This window comes from Paenibacillus auburnensis (assembly GCF_927798115.1).
Classification (GTDB): domain Bacteria; phylum Bacillota; class Bacilli; order Paenibacillales; family Paenibacillaceae; genus Paenibacillus_AQ; species Paenibacillus_AQ auburnensis.
In genome coordinates this window covers 86,260-105,126 of the sequence record NZ_CAKMMG010000006.1, presented here as the reverse complement: position 1 = coordinate 105,126, position 18,867 = coordinate 86,260, and the positions used below count along the sequence as shown (strand labels likewise).

General features: G+C 53.4%; 18 protein-coding genes. 5 read left to right on the top strand and 13 right to left on the bottom strand.

Features of this window, described 5'->3' with window-relative positions; all coding sequences use genetic code 11:
- Nucleotides 1–122: 122 nt before the first annotated feature.
- The 4 genes from L6H70_RS19395 to L6H70_RS19380 form a co-directional block, all read right to left on the bottom strand.
- Entirely contained in the window at nt 123–344 is a 222-nt protein-coding gene (locus L6H70_RS19395) for a YezD family protein (RefSeq protein ID WP_236335691.1), read from the bottom strand.
- 101 nt (nt 345–445) lie between these two features.
- Nucleotides 446–1,309, bottom strand: coding sequence for a sulfate ABC transporter permease subunit CysW (gene cysW, locus L6H70_RS19390; RefSeq protein ID WP_236335690.1), 864 nt, complete (start codon nt 1,307–1,309; stop codon nt 446–448).
- Nucleotides 1,310–1,363: 54 nt separating this feature from the next.
- Entirely contained in the window at nt 1,364–2,203 is an 840-nt protein-coding gene (gene cysT / locus L6H70_RS19385; protein ID WP_236335689.1) for a sulfate ABC transporter permease subunit CysT, read from the bottom strand.
- 80 nt (nt 2,204–2,283) lie between these two features.
- Nucleotides 2,284–3,408, bottom strand: coding sequence for a sulfate ABC transporter substrate-binding protein (locus L6H70_RS19380; protein ID WP_236335688.1), 1,125 nt, complete (start codon nt 3,406–3,408; stop codon nt 2,284–2,286).
- Between the two features lie 409 nt (nt 3,409–3,817).
- On the opposite strand from L6H70_RS19380, the gene L6H70_RS19375 reads away from it, so the two are divergent.
- Entirely contained in the window at nt 3,818–6,124 is a 2,307-nt protein-coding gene (locus L6H70_RS19375; protein WP_236335687.1) for an alpha/beta hydrolase, read from the top strand.
- Nucleotides 6,125–6,193: 69 nt separating this feature from the next.
- On the opposite strand, the gene L6H70_RS19370 is transcribed toward L6H70_RS19375, so the two are convergent.
- Nucleotides 6,194–7,252, bottom strand: coding sequence for a lactonase family protein (locus L6H70_RS19370; RefSeq protein ID WP_236335686.1), 1,059 nt, complete (start codon nt 7,250–7,252; stop codon nt 6,194–6,196).
- A 278-nt stretch (nt 7,253–7,530) separates the two neighbouring features.
- On the opposite strand from L6H70_RS19370, the gene L6H70_RS19365 reads away from it, so the two are divergent.
- From L6H70_RS19365 to L6H70_RS19355, 3 genes are all read left to right on the top strand, one after another.
- Nucleotides 7,531–7,791, top strand: coding sequence for a GlsB/YeaQ/YmgE family stress response membrane protein (locus L6H70_RS19365; protein WP_054943165.1), 261 nt, complete (start codon nt 7,531–7,533; stop codon nt 7,789–7,791).
- 180 nt (nt 7,792–7,971) lie between these two features.
- Nucleotides 7,972–8,478, top strand: a complete 507-nt coding sequence (locus tag L6H70_RS19360; RefSeq protein ID WP_236335685.1) for a CcdC family protein — start codon at nt 7,972–7,974, stop codon at nt 8,476–8,478.
- A 381-nt stretch (nt 8,479–8,859) separates the two neighbouring features.
- The gene (locus L6H70_RS19355; RefSeq protein WP_236335683.1) at nt 8,860–9,822 is read left to right on the top strand and encodes an L-lactate dehydrogenase; all 963 of its coding nucleotides are present in this window, start codon (nt 8,860–8,862) and stop codon (nt 9,820–9,822) included.
- A gap of 77 nt (nt 9,823–9,899) precedes the next feature.
- Here L6H70_RS19355 and L6H70_RS19350 read toward each other — a convergent pair whose 3' ends face one another.
- Nucleotides 9,900–10,103 carry a hypothetical protein gene (locus L6H70_RS19350; RefSeq protein ID WP_236335681.1) on the bottom strand — a complete coding sequence of 68 codons (204 nt, stop codon included), beginning with the start codon at nt 10,101–10,103 and terminating at the stop codon, nt 9,900–9,902.
- A 6-nt stretch (nt 10,104–10,109) separates the two neighbouring features.
- Complete coding sequence (locus L6H70_RS19345; RefSeq protein ID WP_236335679.1) at nt 10,110–12,383, bottom strand: heavy metal translocating P-type ATPase; 2,274 nt, start codon at nt 12,381–12,383, stop codon at nt 10,110–10,112.
- Between the two features lie 272 nt (nt 12,384–12,655).
- Between L6H70_RS19345 and L6H70_RS19340 the strand changes: the two genes are divergently transcribed.
- Complete coding sequence (locus L6H70_RS19340; protein WP_236335677.1) at nt 12,656–13,636, top strand: cation diffusion facilitator family transporter; 981 nt, start codon at nt 12,656–12,658, stop codon at nt 13,634–13,636.
- Nucleotides 13,637–13,715: 79 nt separating this feature from the next.
- Here the strand turns inward: L6H70_RS19340 and L6H70_RS19335 are convergent, their stop codons facing one another.
- From L6H70_RS19335 to L6H70_RS19310, 6 genes are all read right to left on the bottom strand, one after another.
- Nucleotides 13,716–14,081 (bottom strand): ArsR/SmtB family transcription factor, encoded by a 366-nt coding sequence (locus tag L6H70_RS19335; RefSeq protein WP_054943168.1) that lies wholly within the window; start codon nt 14,079–14,081, stop codon nt 13,716–13,718.
- Nucleotides 14,082–14,224: 143 nt separating this feature from the next.
- Nucleotides 14,225–14,965, bottom strand: a complete 741-nt coding sequence (locus L6H70_RS19330) for an ABC transporter permease (protein ID WP_236335676.1) — start codon at nt 14,963–14,965, stop codon at nt 14,225–14,227.
- A 2-nt stretch (nt 14,966–14,967) separates the two neighbouring features.
- Nucleotides 14,968–15,684 (bottom strand): ABC transporter permease, encoded by a 717-nt coding sequence (locus tag L6H70_RS19325; RefSeq protein ID WP_236335675.1) that lies wholly within the window; start codon nt 15,682–15,684, stop codon nt 14,968–14,970.
- Complete coding sequence (locus L6H70_RS19320) at nt 15,681–16,592, bottom strand: ABC transporter ATP-binding protein (RefSeq protein WP_236335674.1); 912 nt, start codon at nt 16,590–16,592, stop codon at nt 15,681–15,683. Before L6H70_RS19320 ends, L6H70_RS19325 begins: the two co-directional genes overlap by 4 nt.
- Nucleotides 16,593–16,652: 60 nt before the next feature.
- Complete coding sequence (locus tag L6H70_RS19315) at nt 16,653–18,089, bottom strand: sensor histidine kinase (protein ID WP_236335673.1); 1,437 nt, start codon at nt 18,087–18,089, stop codon at nt 16,653–16,655.
- Entirely contained in the window at nt 18,086–18,760 is a 675-nt protein-coding gene (locus L6H70_RS19310; RefSeq protein WP_236335672.1) for a response regulator transcription factor, read from the bottom strand. The genes L6H70_RS19315 and L6H70_RS19310 overlap by 4 nt, the downstream gene beginning before the upstream one ends.
- Between the last annotated feature and the right edge of the window lie 107 nt (nt 18,761–18,867).

The following is an 18,867-nucleotide window of genomic DNA, read 5'->3' as shown; positions in this document are numbered from 1 at the left end:
CCAGCATTGGAGGATCACTGCTCTGTTTGGTTTCTGTATCGTATCCCGCCGGAAGCCGCTATACTGACAGGGGCAATCATTCCTGCTGCAGAAAAAGTAAGTCCATTGGTAGGGTATAGCTTCTATCCCCGTCCCGCGGAACGGGTGTCGGTGCGCCGGCTTCCGGTTTCTACACTATACCGCGGGTTAGCAGCGCTGTTCTCGAAACGTTTGCGTTCCGTGCGCTCCATCTGAACGATTTGGCCTTCATGCACCACAATATGCAGTGAACCAAATTCCATGTTGTCCAGAAGTTCTGCAATCCGTGTTAGCCATACCTCATCCACCTTCAGTGGCTTAGCCATTCTCCAGCCTCCCTTTCCCCGGACAGGGGTGATTTCCGCTCAATTCCGTAATATCCAACTTGTATACTGAGCTTTAACTTAGCATGGAACCAAAAGAGCTGTCAATGAGCATTTTTGCGTAAAAGCCAGCTTTTGATGATCATCGTGACCAGGGCCAGCATCAGGAGCAGTGAAGCGACCGCAAAAGATGCGGAGAACTGGTACTCGTTATACAGAATCTCGACATGAAGCGGCAGTGTATTCGTCTCTCCGCGGATATGCCCGGATACTACGGACACCGCGCCGAATTCTCCCATTGCCCGCGCATTACAGAGAATGATCCCGTAGAGCAGGCCCCATTTAATATTGGGCAATGTCACACGAAAAAAAATCTGCCAGCCGCGTGCGCCCAGTGTAATCGCCGCTTCTTCCTCCTGTGTCCCCTGATCTTCCATTAGCGGAATCAGCTCCCGGGCCACAAAAGGGAAGGTTACAAATAAAGTCGCCAGCACAATGCCGGGAAGCGCAAAGACGATTTTGATATCATGATCGCTCAGCCAGGAGCCGAACCATCCGTGCGAGCCGAACACGAGGATAAAAATCAGTCCCCCGATAACCGGCGATACAGCAAACGGCAGATCAATCAGTGTAATCAGGAACCCCTTGCCGCGGAAGCGGAACTTAGTAACGGCCCAAGCCGCTGCCACGCCGAAGACCGTATTGAGCGGAACGGTAATCGCCGCCACAAGCAGGGTCAGCCGCAATGCCGAGGCAGCATCCGGATCGGTCAGGGCAGCAATGTAGACATCCCAGCCCCGCTTAAGCGCCTCCGTCAGCACAACGATCAGCGGCAGGGCAATCAGCCAGAGCAGTACCAGCCCGGCGGCAGCGATCAGCACCCATTTCACCACAGAGGATTCATTAGTGGCGGGCGAAGATACACCGCTTTTCTGCTTTGGAGCATACATGGGCACAGTACCTGCCATGTTTATTCCCCCTAATATGTGTAATAGCTTGAGTCCGCTAAGGAAGTGTACAACCTACCGGGAACTCTTGCGTGCCCAGCGCTGAAGGGTGTTGATCACCAGCAGCATCAGGAAGGAGATCAGCAGAAGCAACAGTGCTACCGACGTAGCGCCGGCATAGTCGAATTGTTCCAGCTTGGTCATGATCAGCAGCGGGGCAATTTCCGTCCGCATCGGCATGTTGCCGGAGATAAAGACCACGGACCCGTATTCACCGATCCCTCTGGCAAAAGCCAAAGCGAACCCGGTAAGCAGCGCAGGCAGCAATTCAGGCAGGATGATCCGCAGAAACGTCCGCCACCGTCCGGCGCCCAGCGTCGCCGAAGCCTCCTCCATATCCCGGTCCAGATCCTCCAGCACCGGTTGAACGGTACGGACCACGAATGGAATACCGATAAACATCAGCGCCAGCGTAATGCCGAGCGGCGTGAATGCCACCTTCAGCCCGAGCGGCTCCACCAGGGAGCCGATCCAGCCATTCTGGGAATAAAGTGCCGTAAGTGATACACCCGCTACGGCGGTCGGCAGCGCGAACGGAAGATCGATCAGGGCATCAAAAATCCGTTTGCCCGGAAACTCATAGCGTACTAGCACCCATGCCATCAGCAGACCCAAAAAAGCATCTGTTAAAGCTGCTGCTGCCGCAGTGCTAAGGCTGACACGGTAAGAGGCCAGAACACGCGCGTCTGTGGCCACGTCCCAGAATTTAGCCCAGGTCAGTCCGGTGGAATTTATGAGCAGCGCAGATAGCGGCAGCAGAACAACGAGACTCAGGTAGAGCACGCTGTAGCCCATTGTAAGCCCGAAGCCCGGAAGCACCTTGCGCTGCGCTGCAGCCGTAGTAGAGACCTTCATTTACGCATTCATCCTTTCCTGCCTTCGGCTCTTATGCCGATCAGCACCCCTGACGGATTCCTTCCCCGCAGGTTCTTTCCTTAGCTGCCCGGCACATAAATCTTGTCAAAGATTCCGCCGTCATTGAAATGCTTCTCCTGTGTTTCTTTCCAGGTTCCGAATTTATCAGCCAGGGTGAACAGCTTGATCTCAGGGAATTGATCCTTGACCTTCTCTTTCACACTCTCAAGCGTAGGCCGGTAATAGTTCTCTGCAGCGATGGTCTGCCCCTCTTCGGAGTAGAGATACTTCAGATAGGCTTCGGACACTTCACGTGTATCTCTTTTGTCGACAATCTTGTCAACCACCGCAACCGGCGGCTCAGCCAAAATGCTCTCAGAAGGATTTACAATTTCGAATTTGTCCGGACCCAGCTCCTTAATCGACAGGTAAGCCTCATTTTCCCAGGCAATCAGCACATCGCCGATTCCCCGTTCAACAAAGGTGGTAGTGGAGCCGCGCGCTCCGGTATCCAGTACAGGTACATGCTTGAACAATTCCTGTACAAATTCCTGTGCCTTAGCTTCATCGTTGTTGTTATGGTCGAGCGCATAACCCCAGGCCGCCAGATAGTTCCAGCGGGCACCGCCGGAGGTTTTGGGATTCGGGGTAATCACCTCTACGCCTTCCTTGAGCAGATCCGGCCAGTCCTTAATTCCCTTCGGATTGCCTTTTCTAACGAGGAATACGATCGTCGAAGTGTACGGTGAGCTGTTATGCTCATATTTATTTTGCCAGCCTTCATTAATTAGGCCCGTTTCCTGCAGCGCATCAATGTCATAGCCAAGTGCCAGCGTAACGACATCGGCCTCCAGACCGTCAATGACAGCGCGGCTTTGTTTGCCGGAACCGCCATGGGACTGCTTAATTGTTACCTTCTGGCCGGTTTCCTGCTCCCAATAAGCAGCAAAAGCCTTGTTATAATTCTCATAAAGCTCGCGTGTTGGGTCATAGGATACATTCAGCAGCTCTACCGGATCTTTCGCCGGCGCCTTAGTCGCTTCAGCTGTAGCAGCCGCATTGGTTGCGGAAGTGGTGGCTTCCGGAGCATCTGCCGCAGCATTTGCACTGTTATTCGCATTGTTATTGTTTCCGCAAGCAGTAAGCCCTGCCGTCAGTAATAAGGTGAACCCGGCGATAAGCCCCTTCTTGATCCCTTTCTTCATCCCAAACCACTCCCCCATGTTTTCTCATAATAATAATGAATGATTCCGTACTTCCTTTGAAATTCCGGTAGCAGAAAAAGACGCAGAAGGCCCACGTATGGCAGGTCAAACCGGTCAATAAGACACGTGTCTGCTTGCGTCAAGCGGGCGCTCCTCCGTCTGTACGGTAAGAACAATTTATTCAATTATTCCTACCCATTTAGTAGGTTATACACATAATACTGAAATCTCCGCACCCTGTCAAATCTTTTTTTCAAAATGGCAGCAAGGTATTTTGGGAGACCGGCCGGGAAGCAGGTGGCTGCTGTTCCTGTAAGACCCACTTGTTATTAAAGCTGTAAAGTAATATTATTGCTACATCTTATAGGCCAAAAAACAGAAATCACCGCAACTGCCGGGGGAGAGAATCATGGGGATGGATTTGGAGTATGTTCCGCAGCCGCAGCCGCAGCGAACGCGGCTGCCTAAACGCATACTTGGGGAAATGGCAAGACGCATCAAAGACACCTATGTATATGACACAAGATTATGGAGGACAGCACTGGCCGGTCCATGGATGATAGGGACCCTTGCCTTTATCCTTGCTGTTCTGGGCATTCCTACAGGACTCGGAACCGCAGCGGATATCATACTTGCTGCCGGTGCGGGAACTCTCGTGCTGGCGCTGGCCGGCAATATTCTGGCCCTGCTGCTGTCTTTAACGGGCCTGCGCTTTCCGCGGCTGTTTGCCGGTACCTTCCTGAGTTCCATGGGAGCTGTACTGTTAGTCCTGTATTATGCGGATATTGAGATTGAAGCCGCTGCCGTAATGGCCGGTATCGCCGCCCTGCTCGGCGGAGCAGCCGGTCTGTCCATCGGTCTGCTGCGCAGCAGACGGACGATCGCCGGAACGCTGCTGGCTATAGCCGTCCTGCTGGCTCCGCTGCCGTTATACGGCACCGGACACAGCGAGTCCGCCCGGGATACATCGGCTGTATCAAACGGAAATGCTGTTCCTATTGAAGCAGCCAATCCCGGCAGTCCGGGAGATTATAGCTATCAGTATTTCACTTACGGCAGCGGTGAAGATTTGCACCGTAAGGAGTATGGCGCAGATGTCACTCTGACCTCAGCTTCTGCCGATGCATCAGCCTTTATCAAGAATTGGCCTAAGCTCCGTACGATCTTTTGGGGATTCGACTACCGTGCGCTTCCTGTCAATGCAAAGGTGTGGATGCCTGACGGGGAGGGCCCCTTTCCGCTGTTGCTGATGGTGCATGGCAATCACATGATGGAGGACTATTCAGAAGGCGGTTACGCCTACTTAGGCGAGCAGCTGGCCAGCCGGGGGTTCATCGCCGTCTCTCTGGACGAGAACTTTCTGAATTACTCGGCCTGGTCCGGCATTCCGGACAATGATTTCAAAGTGCGGACCTGGTTGATCCTGAAGCATCTGCAGCAAATCGGGAATTTCGCGCAGCAGCCCGGAAATCTCTTCTACCAGAAGGTCGATTACAGTCATACAGCCCTGCTGGGCCACAGCCGCGGCGGGCAGGCAGTTGCCATGGCTGCCGATGCCGCACGCTGGTTCAAGGACGATCCTGTACTGGCAGCAACCAAACCGTTCAATATTGTTTCGGTCATCGCTTTGGCTCCTACGGATAAAGCCATCGACGATCAGCAGGCACGGCTGAAGGATGTCAATTATCTGACGCTGCAGGGTGCACGCGACGGCGATGTTCACGATTTCTACGGAGACCGGCAGTATATACGTTCCAGCTTCTCCAGCGGCTCCGCAGCCTTCAAAAGCTCGCTCTACATCGCCGATGCCAACCACAGCCAGTTCAACACAAGCTGGGGACTCTACGACCAGTCGCTTCCAGCCGGCTTATTCCTAAGCCGCGCGCAGATCATGGACGGTAACAAGCAGCGGCAAATTGCCAAAGTATACGTCTCGGCATTTCTGGAGGCCACTTTGCACGGGCAAAGTGAATATCAGGACTTGTTCCGCGATTACCGCAGCGGTGCACAGTGGCTGCCGGATACGGCTTACTATAGCCGGTTCCAGAGCGGTAACTATATCCCGGTGGCTACCTTTGACGAGGACCGCAATAAGAACACGGTGACAGGCGGCACAGCGACGGCTATGGGTCTGGACTGGTCGGAGGAAACCGCCAAGGACCGGGAATCCAAGAGCAAAGCAACCTACGGCATCCTTCTGGAACACAAGGCTGGAGAAGACAACAAAGTAGCTGCCTATGCTATCAAGCTTAAAGACAGCCTCACCAGGGAGGTCGCCGGGTCGGGTGCGTCCGGCCTGACTTTCTCCATGGCGAACCGTAATGCCGATGATCTGGAAGACGACAGCACTCAAGTCTTAGCAGCGGATATCCCGCCGGCTCCTGCTGTAGAAGTTGAATTGACTGACAGCAATCATATAAGTGCGCGCCTGCCGCTGGACAAAGTGATGGATATTCTGCCGCTGCCGCAGACAGAGTTTACACTAAGCCCTTGGCTTGAGGAACGGGTTAGTAACGGTAAATACGGGGACCTTTCGGAGGCAATCTTCCAGACCTATGAGCTGCCATTCGAAAGCTTCCTTGAGGAAGAACCCCGCCTGAACCCGGATGAGCTGGCCGGAATAACCTTCTATCTGCAGGAAGCAGGCGATAAAATTATGCTCGATGATATCGGATTTTATACTGGAGAAGAGAATATAGATGGCGGAGTGAAATAGCTGTCTGTGCAAATTATAAATTAAGGGTCTCTCTAACAGCCGCAAAGGCTGCTAAGGGAGACCCTTATTCTATATCAGCTGCACGGGGGTCAGGCAGACCGGTGCAGTAACTTCCAGTTCGTTGCCGGTAGGAATCAGCCGTCCGCTCTCCCTGTCGATTCTGAACGATACGATATTGTTGCTGTTCTGGTTGGCCGCAAGCAGCATGCCGCCGATAATTGTGAAATTACGCGGGGTCCGCCCGCCGGATATCACCCAATCGCCAGACTCCAGCAGCCCTGTCTTAGCGTCTATATAGAATAAACCCACACTGTCATGGCCGCGGTTAGACGCATAAAGGAACCGTCCGCATGGAGAGACATGGATATCCGCAGCAGTATCATCGCTGCCGGCAGTATAATTTTCCGGCAATGAACTGAGGCTTTGCAATACTTTGAGGTCCCCGTTCTGTTCATCATTGGCAAAGACAGTAATGGTGCTGTCCAGTTCATTTATCAGATAGATCCACTGCTTCGACGGATGCACGGCCAAGTGCCGCGGTCCCGCGCCCGGCGGCAGATTCACCTCACGGTGCGTAATCAGCTTGCCGTCCTCGACACGGTAGAACAGCACCTGATCAATGCCAAGATCGCAGACCAGCACACGCCCGCCGGTACTGTCAGGAATAACCGAATGGGGATGCGGCGCTTCCTGCCGGTCCTGGCGGATTCCTGAACCCTCATGCCTTACCTGGGCAGACATCTCTCCAAGTGAACCATCGGTATTCACCGGAAAGGCATTCACATTGCCTCCCATGTAATTGGCTACGAATATGTAATCGCCTTGCGGACTTATGGAGACATAGCAAGGTGCTCCGCCTTCCGTTCGTCTGCCGCCCAGCGGATTCAGCGCCCCGGTACCTTCTTCCACGGCAAAGGCATGAACCTCTCCCTCATCCTGCTCGCTTACCGCATAGAGTACGGAGCCCGAACGGTTTAAAGCCAGATACGACGGATTCTCGATGCCCTTTGTACCGTTCAGTACCCGCATTTCCCCTGTTTCCTTGTCCAGGGCCCCCAGCAGGATAGCATCTTCTTCTTTAGAGTTGTAGGTTCCAATGTAAAACAATACTTCATTAGGCTGGTGCATGGCAGTATCCCCTTTTATAGTAAGTAGCGCATAGGCTTATTTCCCTTTACTTATGTATACCCTCTACAGTGGAGTGTTCACTCACATCCGCGTTCCTTTTTCACTATAACATGTTTATATACCCGGCACATGAACCGTGTTAAACAGCCATTTTTAGGGCATACTAATATACAAAATATGCATCACTACAAAATTTCTCACATGGTTTAAACGTACGAGTCGAGGGTTAATAGTAACCATCGAAGAAACACAAACACATACAAAGGAGCTGAAGCATCATGAGTTTATTATGGATGTTGATTGTCGGTGGCGTGATTGGTTGGTTGGCAGGCCTGATTATGGGCAGAGATATTCCGGGAGGTATTATCGGTAACATCATTGCCGGTATTCTTGGTTCATGGCTCGGCGGTATGCTGCTGGGAAGCTGGGGACCTAAGATCAGTGATTTCTATGTCTTCCCTTCACTTATCGGTGCGATCGTCCTGATCTTTATCGTCAGCCTGATCCTTCGTTCGGTCGGCGGACGCAGCCGCTCTTAATCTGCATGGTTATGAGCGACCCTGAACCTGTTAAAACTTATACTTGCATAATAAACCCGTCAGGACCCCCTGGCGGGTTTATTGTGTTCATTATTGCTGGGCGGCCCCATTCTGTATATATAGAAATTTCTGCTATAATGAAAAAATAAGTGACACAAATCACAGAGAGGAACGTGTATCATGGGCAATATTAACCCCTCGCTTCTGCATGTGGGCTCTACTCTGGGAGCCGTGTTTATGGCGCTGATGGTTATTTTTATCCGTCTGAAGGCAAGCTCACGCCCGGTGACCATCCGCAAAATATGGATTCCGCCGCTCGGCATGTCAACAGGCTTTGCCATGTTCGTAGTACCTGAGGTGCGCTTCCCCTGGTGGTGGGCGGTGCTGGCTTTCCTGATCGGCTGGTTTATTTTTGCCTATCCGCTGATGCGCAGTACCAAATTCGAGGAACGGGAGGGCCAGATTTACGCCCAGCGCTCCAAGAGCTTCGCCTTCATTCTGCTGGGTCTGCTGCTGATCCGCACCGTACTGCATGAGTTCATCAACCAATATGTATCGGTTCCGCAATCCGGCGGCCTGTTCTTCATCCTGGCCTTCGGTATGATCCTTCACTGGCGGGTGTTCATGTATAAGCGCTACACTCTTATGGCTCCCCCAGAGGCCCGTATTCCGCAGACACGGGGGTAAGCCGCACTGCATTATTCACAAAAGAGAGCATTCCATCGACCCGACGGGCGCATGAATGCTCTTTTCGTCCTTGCCCGCTATTTCTTGTCACACAACCAATATAATTTAGCATATGTTTGTCAACTTTTATCCCGTAATCACATTTTCTGCATACAATATTTATATAGACCGCCCGGAAAATGATGACTCCCTATGTTAGTTGTGACAAAAACCGGAAGGCCGGCACGGTATTTTTCATTCTGATGTCAGGTAACTTGCGGTAAGATAAGGTAAAATGTAGGCATACTTAACCACAGGCTTCATTAGAGGCGCAACCCAAATGGCTGCCATCTCGGGAAGAAGAGGGCCAGGTATTACATTTAGAGAGTGAGGGCAAGGCAATTGAAAACAAAATCGAGAAAAGTGGCGATCGTCGGCTCCGGCAATGTAGGTTCCAGCTGTGCCTATTCCATGGTCAATCAGGCGATATGCGATGAGATCATGATGGTCGACCGCACCTATGACCGCGCCATGGCACAAGCGCTTGACCTCTCGCATTGCATGGATTTCACAGGTACACGGACCAAAGTATATGCTGGCACCGCCAGTGATTGCGGCCATATGGATGTTGTCATTCTGACCGCCGGAGCTAATCCCAAGCCTGGCCAGACCAGACTGGATGTTCTGGACGACGCTGCTGTCATAACCAGGGAAATTATTACGGAAATAATGGCCAGCGGATTCGACGGCATCTTTGTGGTGGCTGCCAATCCGGTCGATATAGTTACTTATATGGTATGGAAAATTTCCGGCCTGCCGCGCCACCGGATTATCGGAACCGGTACTTCCATTGACTCTTCACGCCTAAAGACACTGCTCTCCGAAGTGTTCTCGATTGATCCGCGCAGCGTTAACGGCTACGCGCTCGGCGAGCATGGCGAGTCCCAATTCGTCGCCTGGTCTCATGTCACGATCGGCGGCAAACCGCTGCTACAGATTATGGAGCAGCACCGTGAACGGTTCCGCAGCCTCGATCTGGATGATATTGCCCGCAAGACCAAAGACGCAGGCTGGGAAATCTTCACCCGCAAAGGGTCGACCCATTTCGGCATCGGCAGTGCGCTGGCCTATATTACCCGCTCGATTCTGAATGACGAGCACAAAATCATTGCGGTCTCGGCGATTCTTGACGGCGAGTACGGGCAACGGGATGTATGTGCCGGTGTACCGGCAATTATCGGCGGAGGCGGTATCCAGGAGCTGCTGGAGCTGAACCTCAGTGATCAGGAGTTCGCGAAGTTCGATGCCTCCTGCGGCATCATACGTTCCGGTATCGAAAGCCTGAACCTGGAACAAAAAATATAGGCTGATTGCTACACAGCAAGCCCCCCTAATTCTATAGGGGGGCTTGCTGCTGCAGCTCTTCCTTCTATTCTTGCTAGTTACCGGTATCTCTCGATTTCAATCTTCAGCTCAGACATCATCAGCGTCAGGGATTGTGCTGAAGTCACCACTTTCTTCATAAGTTCCTTTTGCTCTTCGGAAGCCTCGGCAACCATTTGGGCATTTTCCGACGAATTTCTGGCAATTGTCAGCATATCCCTCGCCGATTTCAGTAATACTCTTCTCCATCGAATCGGCTGCATTTAGGCTTATGCCAATTTATTCGGAACCTGCAATGCCCGGACACTGTTAAGCACGGCAAGCACTGTGACACCCACATCCGAGAATACCGCTTCCCACATCGTTGCAATTCCGAAGGCGCCAAGTAGCAGGAATACCGCTTTGACAGCCAGGGCGAAAATAATGTTCTGCCAGACAATACTCCGTGTACGCTTGGCAATACCAATCGCCGCCGCAATTTTCGACGGTTCGTCCGTCATAATCACTATATCCGCCGCTTCAATGGCTGCATCCGAGCCAAGTCCGCCCATCGCTATCCCGACATCCGCTCTCGCCAGCACCGGTGTATCGTTAATGCCGTCGCCCACAAAAATAATCTTCTCACGCTGGCTTTTCCCGCGCTCCAAACGCTCGATAGCCTCTACCTTATGCTGTGGCAGAAGTCCGGCATGAACCTCGCTGATTCCCAGCTGCCGACCAACGGCCTCAGCTACTGCAGTAGTGTCACCTGTCAGCATAACGGTTTTGCGGATACCGAGCGCCTCAAGCGCTTGAATTGCTGACAACGAGTCTTCCTTCAGCTCATCAGCAATTACAAGATACCCGGCGTATTTCTGATCCACGGCCAGATGAACAATGGTCCCCGTCTGCGCCGGGGTACTTGAGGCAATCCCTTCACGTTTCATCAGCCTTGTATTTCCGGCGAGAACTGCTCTGCCTTCTACTGTAACCTCAATCCCGTGACCGGAGATTTCATTGTAGTCGGCAGTAGCTTCTCCGGAAATCTCCTTGCCATATGCCGCGCGGATGGATGCGGCAATCGGATGGCTGGAGTGGCTCTCCGCATAGGCAGCCGTCCGCAGCAGCTCTTCTTCGGTGAAACCTTCCGAAGGGTAGATTCCCGTGACAGTGAACTGACCTTTAGTCAGCGTACCTGTCTTATCGAACACGACAATCTTCACATCGTTCAGCGCCTCCAGGAAATTACTGCCCTTGACCAGGATGCCGCTGCGTGAAGCGGCTCCAATCCCTCCGAAGAAGCCGAGCGGAATGGAAACGACCAGCGCACAGGGACATGAAATGACGAGAAAGACCAGCGCACGGTAAATCCAATCTGAGAAGGTTGCCCCGCTCAGCACCAGTGGAGGAAGGACTGCCAGAAGCAAGGCTGTAATCACAACTACTGGTGTGTAGGCACGGGCGAATTTGGTAATGAAATTTTCTGTTTTTGCTTTGTTTCCGGCTGCATTCTGCACCAGCTCAAGAATTTTGGAGACTGCCGAATCCCCAAAGGTCTGCGTAACTTCCACTGTAATTACACCACTCTGGTTAATGAACCCGCTCAGCACCTGACTACCCGGTTCAGCCGAACGCGGCACCGACTCGCCCGTAAGTGCCGAGGTGTCCATCATCGCCCTGCCTTCCAGAATGGTTCCGTCCAGCGGAACCTTCTCGCCCGGCTTCACGACGATCACATCGCCGATCCCCACTTCCTCCGGCGAAACCCGGCGCAGATTGCCGCCTTCCTTGAGATAGGCGAATTCCGGCCGGATATCCATCAGGGCCGTTATGGAGCGGCGCGAACGGTTAACCGCCATTCCCTGGAACAGCTCGCCAACCTGATAAAAGAGCATAACGGCGACGCCTTCGGGATATTCACCAATGGCAAAGGCCCCAATCGTTGCCAGCGCCATCAGGAAATTCTCATCAAACACCTGGCCCCGGACAATATTGCGGGCTGCTGACAGCACAACCTCACCGCCGACAATAAGATAAGCGGCCAGGAAGAGCAGCAGCTCCGGAATTCCGTCGACTGGCAGGAACATTCCCGCGGCAGCCAGGAGACCGCCCCCGGCCAGCCGCAGCAGGATACGGCGTGTATCGCCTGCCCCGTGATCATGACTGTGGCCATGGGCTTCCCCAGAAGTATCCTCATGCTGATGCGCACTCCCCTGACTGTGATCATGATCATCATGGGCATCATGGGCATGACCGCCTGCTTCGCCGGGATGGCCAGTACGGAAGCTGCCGGACTGCAGCGGCTTCCGGATAGCTCCGGTCTTCATTTCCCTGAGCTTCACATGCGGTTCTAGAGATAGTACCGTCTGCCGCGCCTGCTCTGAGATCGTCTCAGCCTCGGAGGCGGCGGTCTCCAGGGTCATCATTTTCATTGTGAAGTTGACGGAGCAGGAGGATACGCCCTCGATTTTTTTAACCTTATTCTCAATTTTCATGGCGCAATTTGCGCAGTCCAGCCCTTCGAGCATCCACTGGCGTTTCACTTGCCCCTCTGCCGTACTCAAATGACTCATCTCCCTTGGATAAAACTATATATGAGTATTTGTTCATATGTTAACTTAAACACATTATATTCCTGTTAAACTTGCAGTGTCAACGCAGGATTTGTATAGTTTCTCCATTATTTTAGGATGCTAATGAAATCGCCTATGCTCTTCATAACCAGAACAGGCATCCGTTCTCAACTGGAAAGTTTAGCCTTGTAAATACGGCTCAACAAGGATAATATTAATATATGAGCAATCATTCATATGTTATTCGAGGAAGGGGTATTTCTATGAATCATCCTATTCATGATCATGATCATACACATGCCGACCACAGTCATGATCATGGTCATGGTCATAGTCACGGGCATAGTCACGGGCATGGTCATGCACACTCTCATTCGCCCGGTGACCGGAACGGTCTGCTGATCGCATTACTTATTACCGGCGGTATTATGCTGCTCGAATTTTTCGGGGGACTTGTTACAGACAGCCTTGCTCTGCTATCAGACTCCGGGCATATGCTGAGCGATACCGCATCCCTGGCCTTAAGTCTTGTTGCCATGATCTTTGCCGCCAAGCCGCCAACCGCGAAGAATTCCTACGGGTTTCACAGATTCGAAATTATGGCCGCCCTGTTCAACGGGGTTACCTTGTTTGTCATTGCCGGCTTTATTCTGTGGGAAGCATTCCAGCGCTTCAATGCGCCTCCGGAGGTTGCCAGCGGCACCATGATAATCATCGCCGCAGTCGGATTGCTGGCCAACCTCCTCAGCGCTTGGTCGCTAATGCGCAAAAGCAGCGGAACCGCGAATATCAACATCCGCAGCGCTTATCTTCATATTGTCAGCGATGCCCTTGGCTCTGTAGGGGCACTGCTTGCCGGGCTTGTCATGAATGTATTCTCCTGGTACATTGCTGATCCCATAATCAGCGTAATTGTGGCGCTGCTCATTCTGCGGAGCGCCTGGAGCGTAATCAGGCAGGCATTCCATATCCTGATGGAGGGCACCCCGCTTACCGTGAATTCCGATGATGTCAGAAGAGAGCTGCTGAATATCAATGGCGTCATTGATGTTCATGATCTGCATATCTGGAGTATCACATCAGGACTTGATGCACTGAGCGCCCATCTGCGGATAGAGGATCACAGCAGCCAGCAGGACATTCTGCAGCAAGCCGTCCGCCTCGTAGAGAAGAGGTTCGGCATTCAGCATGCCACCCTGCAAGTGGAGAACTCTTCCCTACAGCATGACCATTTGAAAGTATAGGCCTGCCTGATTCATACCAAAAAGAAACCGTCCCTCAGGCTTATTAGCCGTTAGGGACGGTTTCTTCCGTCTAGCCCATCTATTCGTGCCGGATGTGCTCATGCGTCTGCAGAAAAATCTGCTCGACATGCGCATCGTTCAGCGAATAATATACCGTTTTGCCTTCTTTGCGGCGCTTCACAATCCGCAGATTACGCAAATAGCGGAGCTGATGGGATACCGCCGATTGCCCCATGTCCAGGATGGAGGACAAATCGTGGACACACAGCTCTCTCTGCGACAATGCGTAGATGAGCCTTACCCTTGTAGGGTCGCCCAGCGCTTTGAACATCTCCGCCATTTTATCCGTGGTTCCCCGGTCAGGCAGAATGAGCGCCGCAGTCTCAGGCCCCAGCTCCGAACCACTGCATGTGTTGTCGCATTCTTCAAGTGCCGCCGGCTCCATGCTCTCGCCCTCCTAGTTATGCTTCTCCGGTTACACCGGTCGTTAATAAGATCTTCTACGATTAATTATAGAAAAAACTTTACACGATGTCCATGGAGAAGGCTTCCGGAGCAAAAAGCACAGCGGCTGCAGGGAATGGGCGGTTAGACAGCCTTACGCCGGAAGAAGAGAAGGCCTGCGGTCAAAAATAAAAGCAGACTGCCCGACACTACGAGCATCAGCGTCTCCCCCGGCAGACTAAAGGCGCCAAATTTGTCTTCCCCATACAGTGACATGGCCAGTAAAGGCTGGACCCATGGATAGTACGGACCATAAGTCGACGAGTTAGCGATCAGCATATTCGGTATGGTCAGGCTTACGTTCACCGCCAGCGGTGCACCGAAGCTACTCCAGCCTTGAGATACTCCCAGCTGCAGTGCCGCAAGCGGCAAACAGGCAAACCAGCCTCCGGCCAGGCTGGAGAACAACATCGCCCAGGGTACAGCCCCTTCAGCCCCGCGGTATATACCCATTCCCAGCAGCGCTGCAAGAAAGACCAATTGTACGGACGCCAGCAGCAGCATAATTAAAGTGAATTTAGCCAGGTAGACAGAATTCCTTGTTACGGGAAGCGAGAGCAGCATTTTCCAGCCGCCATCGCTATGCTCGGCACGGCAGATCAACGCGGCGAAGATCCCTGAAAGTACCGGCAGAAACAATAAAGCATGGACTAAGGACATGACATTGAGCAGCAACTGCCAGGTAATTACCTCCCCATCCTGCTGTATATTGGCCATCGCTCCGACAAGCAGTGCAACCGCCGGACTGACGAGAACCAGCAGCCAGACGTAGGACTTCGACATCTTCAATCTCTCCGCCGAGAGAATTCGTAGGAAGCTCTGCATCGTTAGTCCACATCCTTTCGCACAAAATGAAGGGCTCCGGACATCATCACCAGCAGGCCAAGGAGCAGACCGGATACGATGAACTGCCACGGTGAAGCCGCACTCCAAGCCAAGGCAGGCCATGTCAAAGGTACCCATTCAGACAGGAACATTGCGAACAGGCTGAACAGCGACAAGGTAATGCCGAGGGCTACCGGAAGGGTCTGATTGCGGCTCGACAGCGAGAACCACAGCTGCAGCGCAATCACAGGCAGTGCGGCAGCATAAGAAGATAAACCGATCCGCAGAATATCCGGATAGGGGATCGCCTGTGAGCCGAACCCGAGGATCAGTCCTAAGGCCAGGGTTCCTGCTGACAGCAGCAGACAGGAACAGGCCAGGAGCAGCAGACAGAGCAGCAGCTTGGCCATAAAGACCGAAATCCGTGAGATTGGCAAAGCCAGCAGCTGTTTCCACGAACTCATCTGATGCTCAACATTCGCGACCAGTGAACAGATCAGCGTTCCTCCCAGATACAGGGCCACTGGCACGAAATCGGCCACATTGCTTAGCAGTCCGCCCCATAGGTCTGCACGATACTGGTCCTTCAAATAATCATAGCGTATCCCGAAGTTCAGCCCCTGCATCAGAGTAAGCCCAAGCGGGCCCAGAAAGACCAGAAACCACAGCCCCTTGCCGCGTATCTTCAGCCAGTCCGCTGACAATGCCCGCCACATCATGATGCGCCTCCCTCAACCACCTGCAGGAAGAACTGCTCCAGTGACTGCCGGTGTTCTTCCACCCGGTAAACCGCATGTCCGTTCTCCACCAGTTCCTTAATCAGGAGCGCCACTCTGGCATCGCTCATCCGGGGCAGCACCACCCGGCTCTCCTGCAGGGAGCCGCCGCAGCCTCTGCGCTTCGCCAGCTCCAGCGCAGCTTCGGGTTCGGACACAGCCAGCCTAAGCTCCCCGGCCGCCTGTTCCTGGAGATGGGCAATCGTGTCCTGATAGACCATCTTGCCTTGGCGGATAATGCCGACAGTATCGGCCATCTGCTCGATTTCACTCAGCAGGTGGCTCGATACCAGCACGGTAATTCCCTGCTCTCCGGGAAGCCGTTTAATCAGCGAACGGATCTCCTGGATCCCTGAAGGATCGAGGCCATTCGTCGGCTCGTCAAGAATCAGCAGCTCCGGGCTGCCCAGCAGTGCGGCTGCTATGCCCAGCCGCTGCTTCATCCCGAGCGAGAACCCCTTGACCGGACGCTTCTCTTCACCGGTTAAGGACACAATGTCCAGCACCTCGGCAATCCGGCTTTTGGGCACGTCCAGAATCCGGCGGATCGCTTCCAGATTGTCCACCGCACTCAGATGCCCATAGTAGGAAGGAGACTCTACGAGTGAGCCCACCTTGCGCAGGATCTGCAACTTATGCTTCCGCAGTTCCTGGCCGAAGATCTCAATCCGGCCGGAGGTCGGCTTGATCAGCCCTAACAGCATGCGGATGGTCGTTGTTTTGCCGGCGCCGTTCGGTCCGAGGAACCCGTAGATTTCCCCTTTCCCTATATTCAGGTCCAGATGCTCCACCGCGGCCCGGCCGCGGTAGATTTTCAATAAATCACTTGTTTTGATCACTGTTTGCTTCATTGTTCTTCACCCCGGTATCTAGCATAGCGTCCCGAGGTTAAAGCAGCGGCTGGTGCAAGTTTAAATTTTGTTTAAATTTCGCTCCGGAGCCTGGCCGATCACAATGGAGGTCCCCTGCGGTGAGCTGTCCATTCTCCACTCCAGCTCCATTCGTTTCAGCAGTAAGTCGACAATGGACAGGCCGAGTCCTGCACCTTTGGATTCTGAAGCGCTATCCATCCCCTTGCCGTGATCCGAAATCACAATCACACGTTTTCCCTCCCGGACATCCGCCCGGACCCCGACATACTGCCCGTCATGTGCGTGGCGCACAATATTCTGGAAGAGGTTATCGAGAATCCGGCGGAACCAGCTTTCATCAATGACCCAATACAGCGGCTCAGCCTCCAGATCAACCGCCGCCTCAAAGCCTTCCTTCTCCCATAGCGGGTACCAGGCAGCAGCACTCTCCCGAAGCACCCGCAGCACATCCTTCTGCTCCAGCTTCAGGGTCATCCGGCCGCTGCTGAGCAGATTGTATGACAGCAGATTCTCGATCAGGCCGCTAAGGCTGTCAATTCTGACATCCATCAGCTGCAGTGATTCCTGTCCGCGCTGAGACAGAGCTTCCTTACCGAGAACATGAAGATGACTGCGGATTACAGTCAGCGGGGTGCGCAAATCATGGGACAGATCCGATACCAGCCGTTTGCGCAGCCCTTCCTCCTCCATCTCGCGCTGACGGCTGGCGGAAAGCTCGGCTACCATAGAGTTAAAAGCCTCCTCAAGGCGGCCGATCTCATCTGCCCTGCCGGAAGCTATCGGCTGCGGAATGCCTGCACCTCCCGTAAAGCTCATGGCGGTTTGCAGCCGGAGCAGCCGCTTGCGGATGCCGATGAAGAAGAGCCAGGAAACGGCAACAAACAGGGCGAAAAATACCAGCAGAACAATAACGTACCTTGAACCTACACTCTTAAATTGATAAGCCTTCGTAACAACAGCCGGAATCTGCATGACCATAAAACCTTCACCAGCATCCATCTCATCACCCACAAACGCGACTATCGCCAGCGGGTCCTGCTTCGCGCTCTCTTTCATGAAGGCGATCGCTTCCGCCGCGCTCCATTGCGGCGGAATCATACCGGTGCTGAGCTCCTCCCGCATCCGGGGATCATCCGGTGTAAGTGTAAGCCGGGTTTTGCCCTGCCCGTCCACCCAGAACATCCTAGCCAGCGGGTAGCTGCGGCCAAGTTTCTGCAGCCGGCTGCTGATCGCTTCCGGTATTTGCCCGTGAAGCTCCAGCGCTTCCTTATGCCACATCTCCTCAAGCCCGGCGATGTTGGAATACAACGCATATTCCTCCGGCGGTTTTTCACCCGCCCAGCTGTTGTACATATCGTACCCCGCCAAAGACAAAGGCAGCACGACAGGTATAAACAGCAAGGCAACGATAATAATCAGTAAATAGCGGGTGAGCAATGAGCTTTGGAGCTTGCGCAGCTGCCCGGTTCTTCTCATGCTCTCACCCGGTAGCCGATGCCCCGTACGGTCTCAATAATCTCCGGGGCTGCCGGATCAAGCTCCAGCTTCTCACGCAAATAGCGGATATGAACCATCAGTGTTTTGTCACCCTCCATATAGGCTTCGCCCCAGACCGCTTCATAAATCTGTTCCTTGGTCAGAATCTGGCCGAGATGACGCAGCAGATAGGTGAATATCTGGAACTGCTTGCCGGTCAGCAGAATCTCCCGGCCGGTTGCAGCCTCCTGAATGACATTATTTCCTTCATATACAATAAGATGCTTAAGTACCAGCGGCGAAGGCTCGGCAGCGCCGGTCCGTCTCAGCAGGACCTCTATCCGTGCAGCCAATTCATCAGGATGAAAAGGCTTTGTCAGATAATCGTCGGCGAATTCCAGTCCCTGCAGCTTGTCGTCGATCGAAGCACGGGCGGATAACATCAGGATCGGCAAGCCGGGATACGCCCGTTTCAGCCGCTGTCCCACTGTGAACCCGTCGAGTCCGGGAAGCATCACATCCAGAACCGCCAGTTGGCAGCCGGCAGCCGCCTCCACTGCACCCTCACCGCTTTCCAGCCAGCGGACAGCATATTCCCGTTCCCGCAGATCCGCAGAGACTGCACTGCCAATCTCCCGGTCATCCTCCACATACAGCAGTGTAACGCTCATACAGCTTCAGATCCTTTCCTTAAGAAAATGCCCAAACAAGAAGAAACGGAGTTCCCTTCCCCTAAGGACGGTATCCGTTTCTTCAGCAAATAACCCCCGGGGCGGGC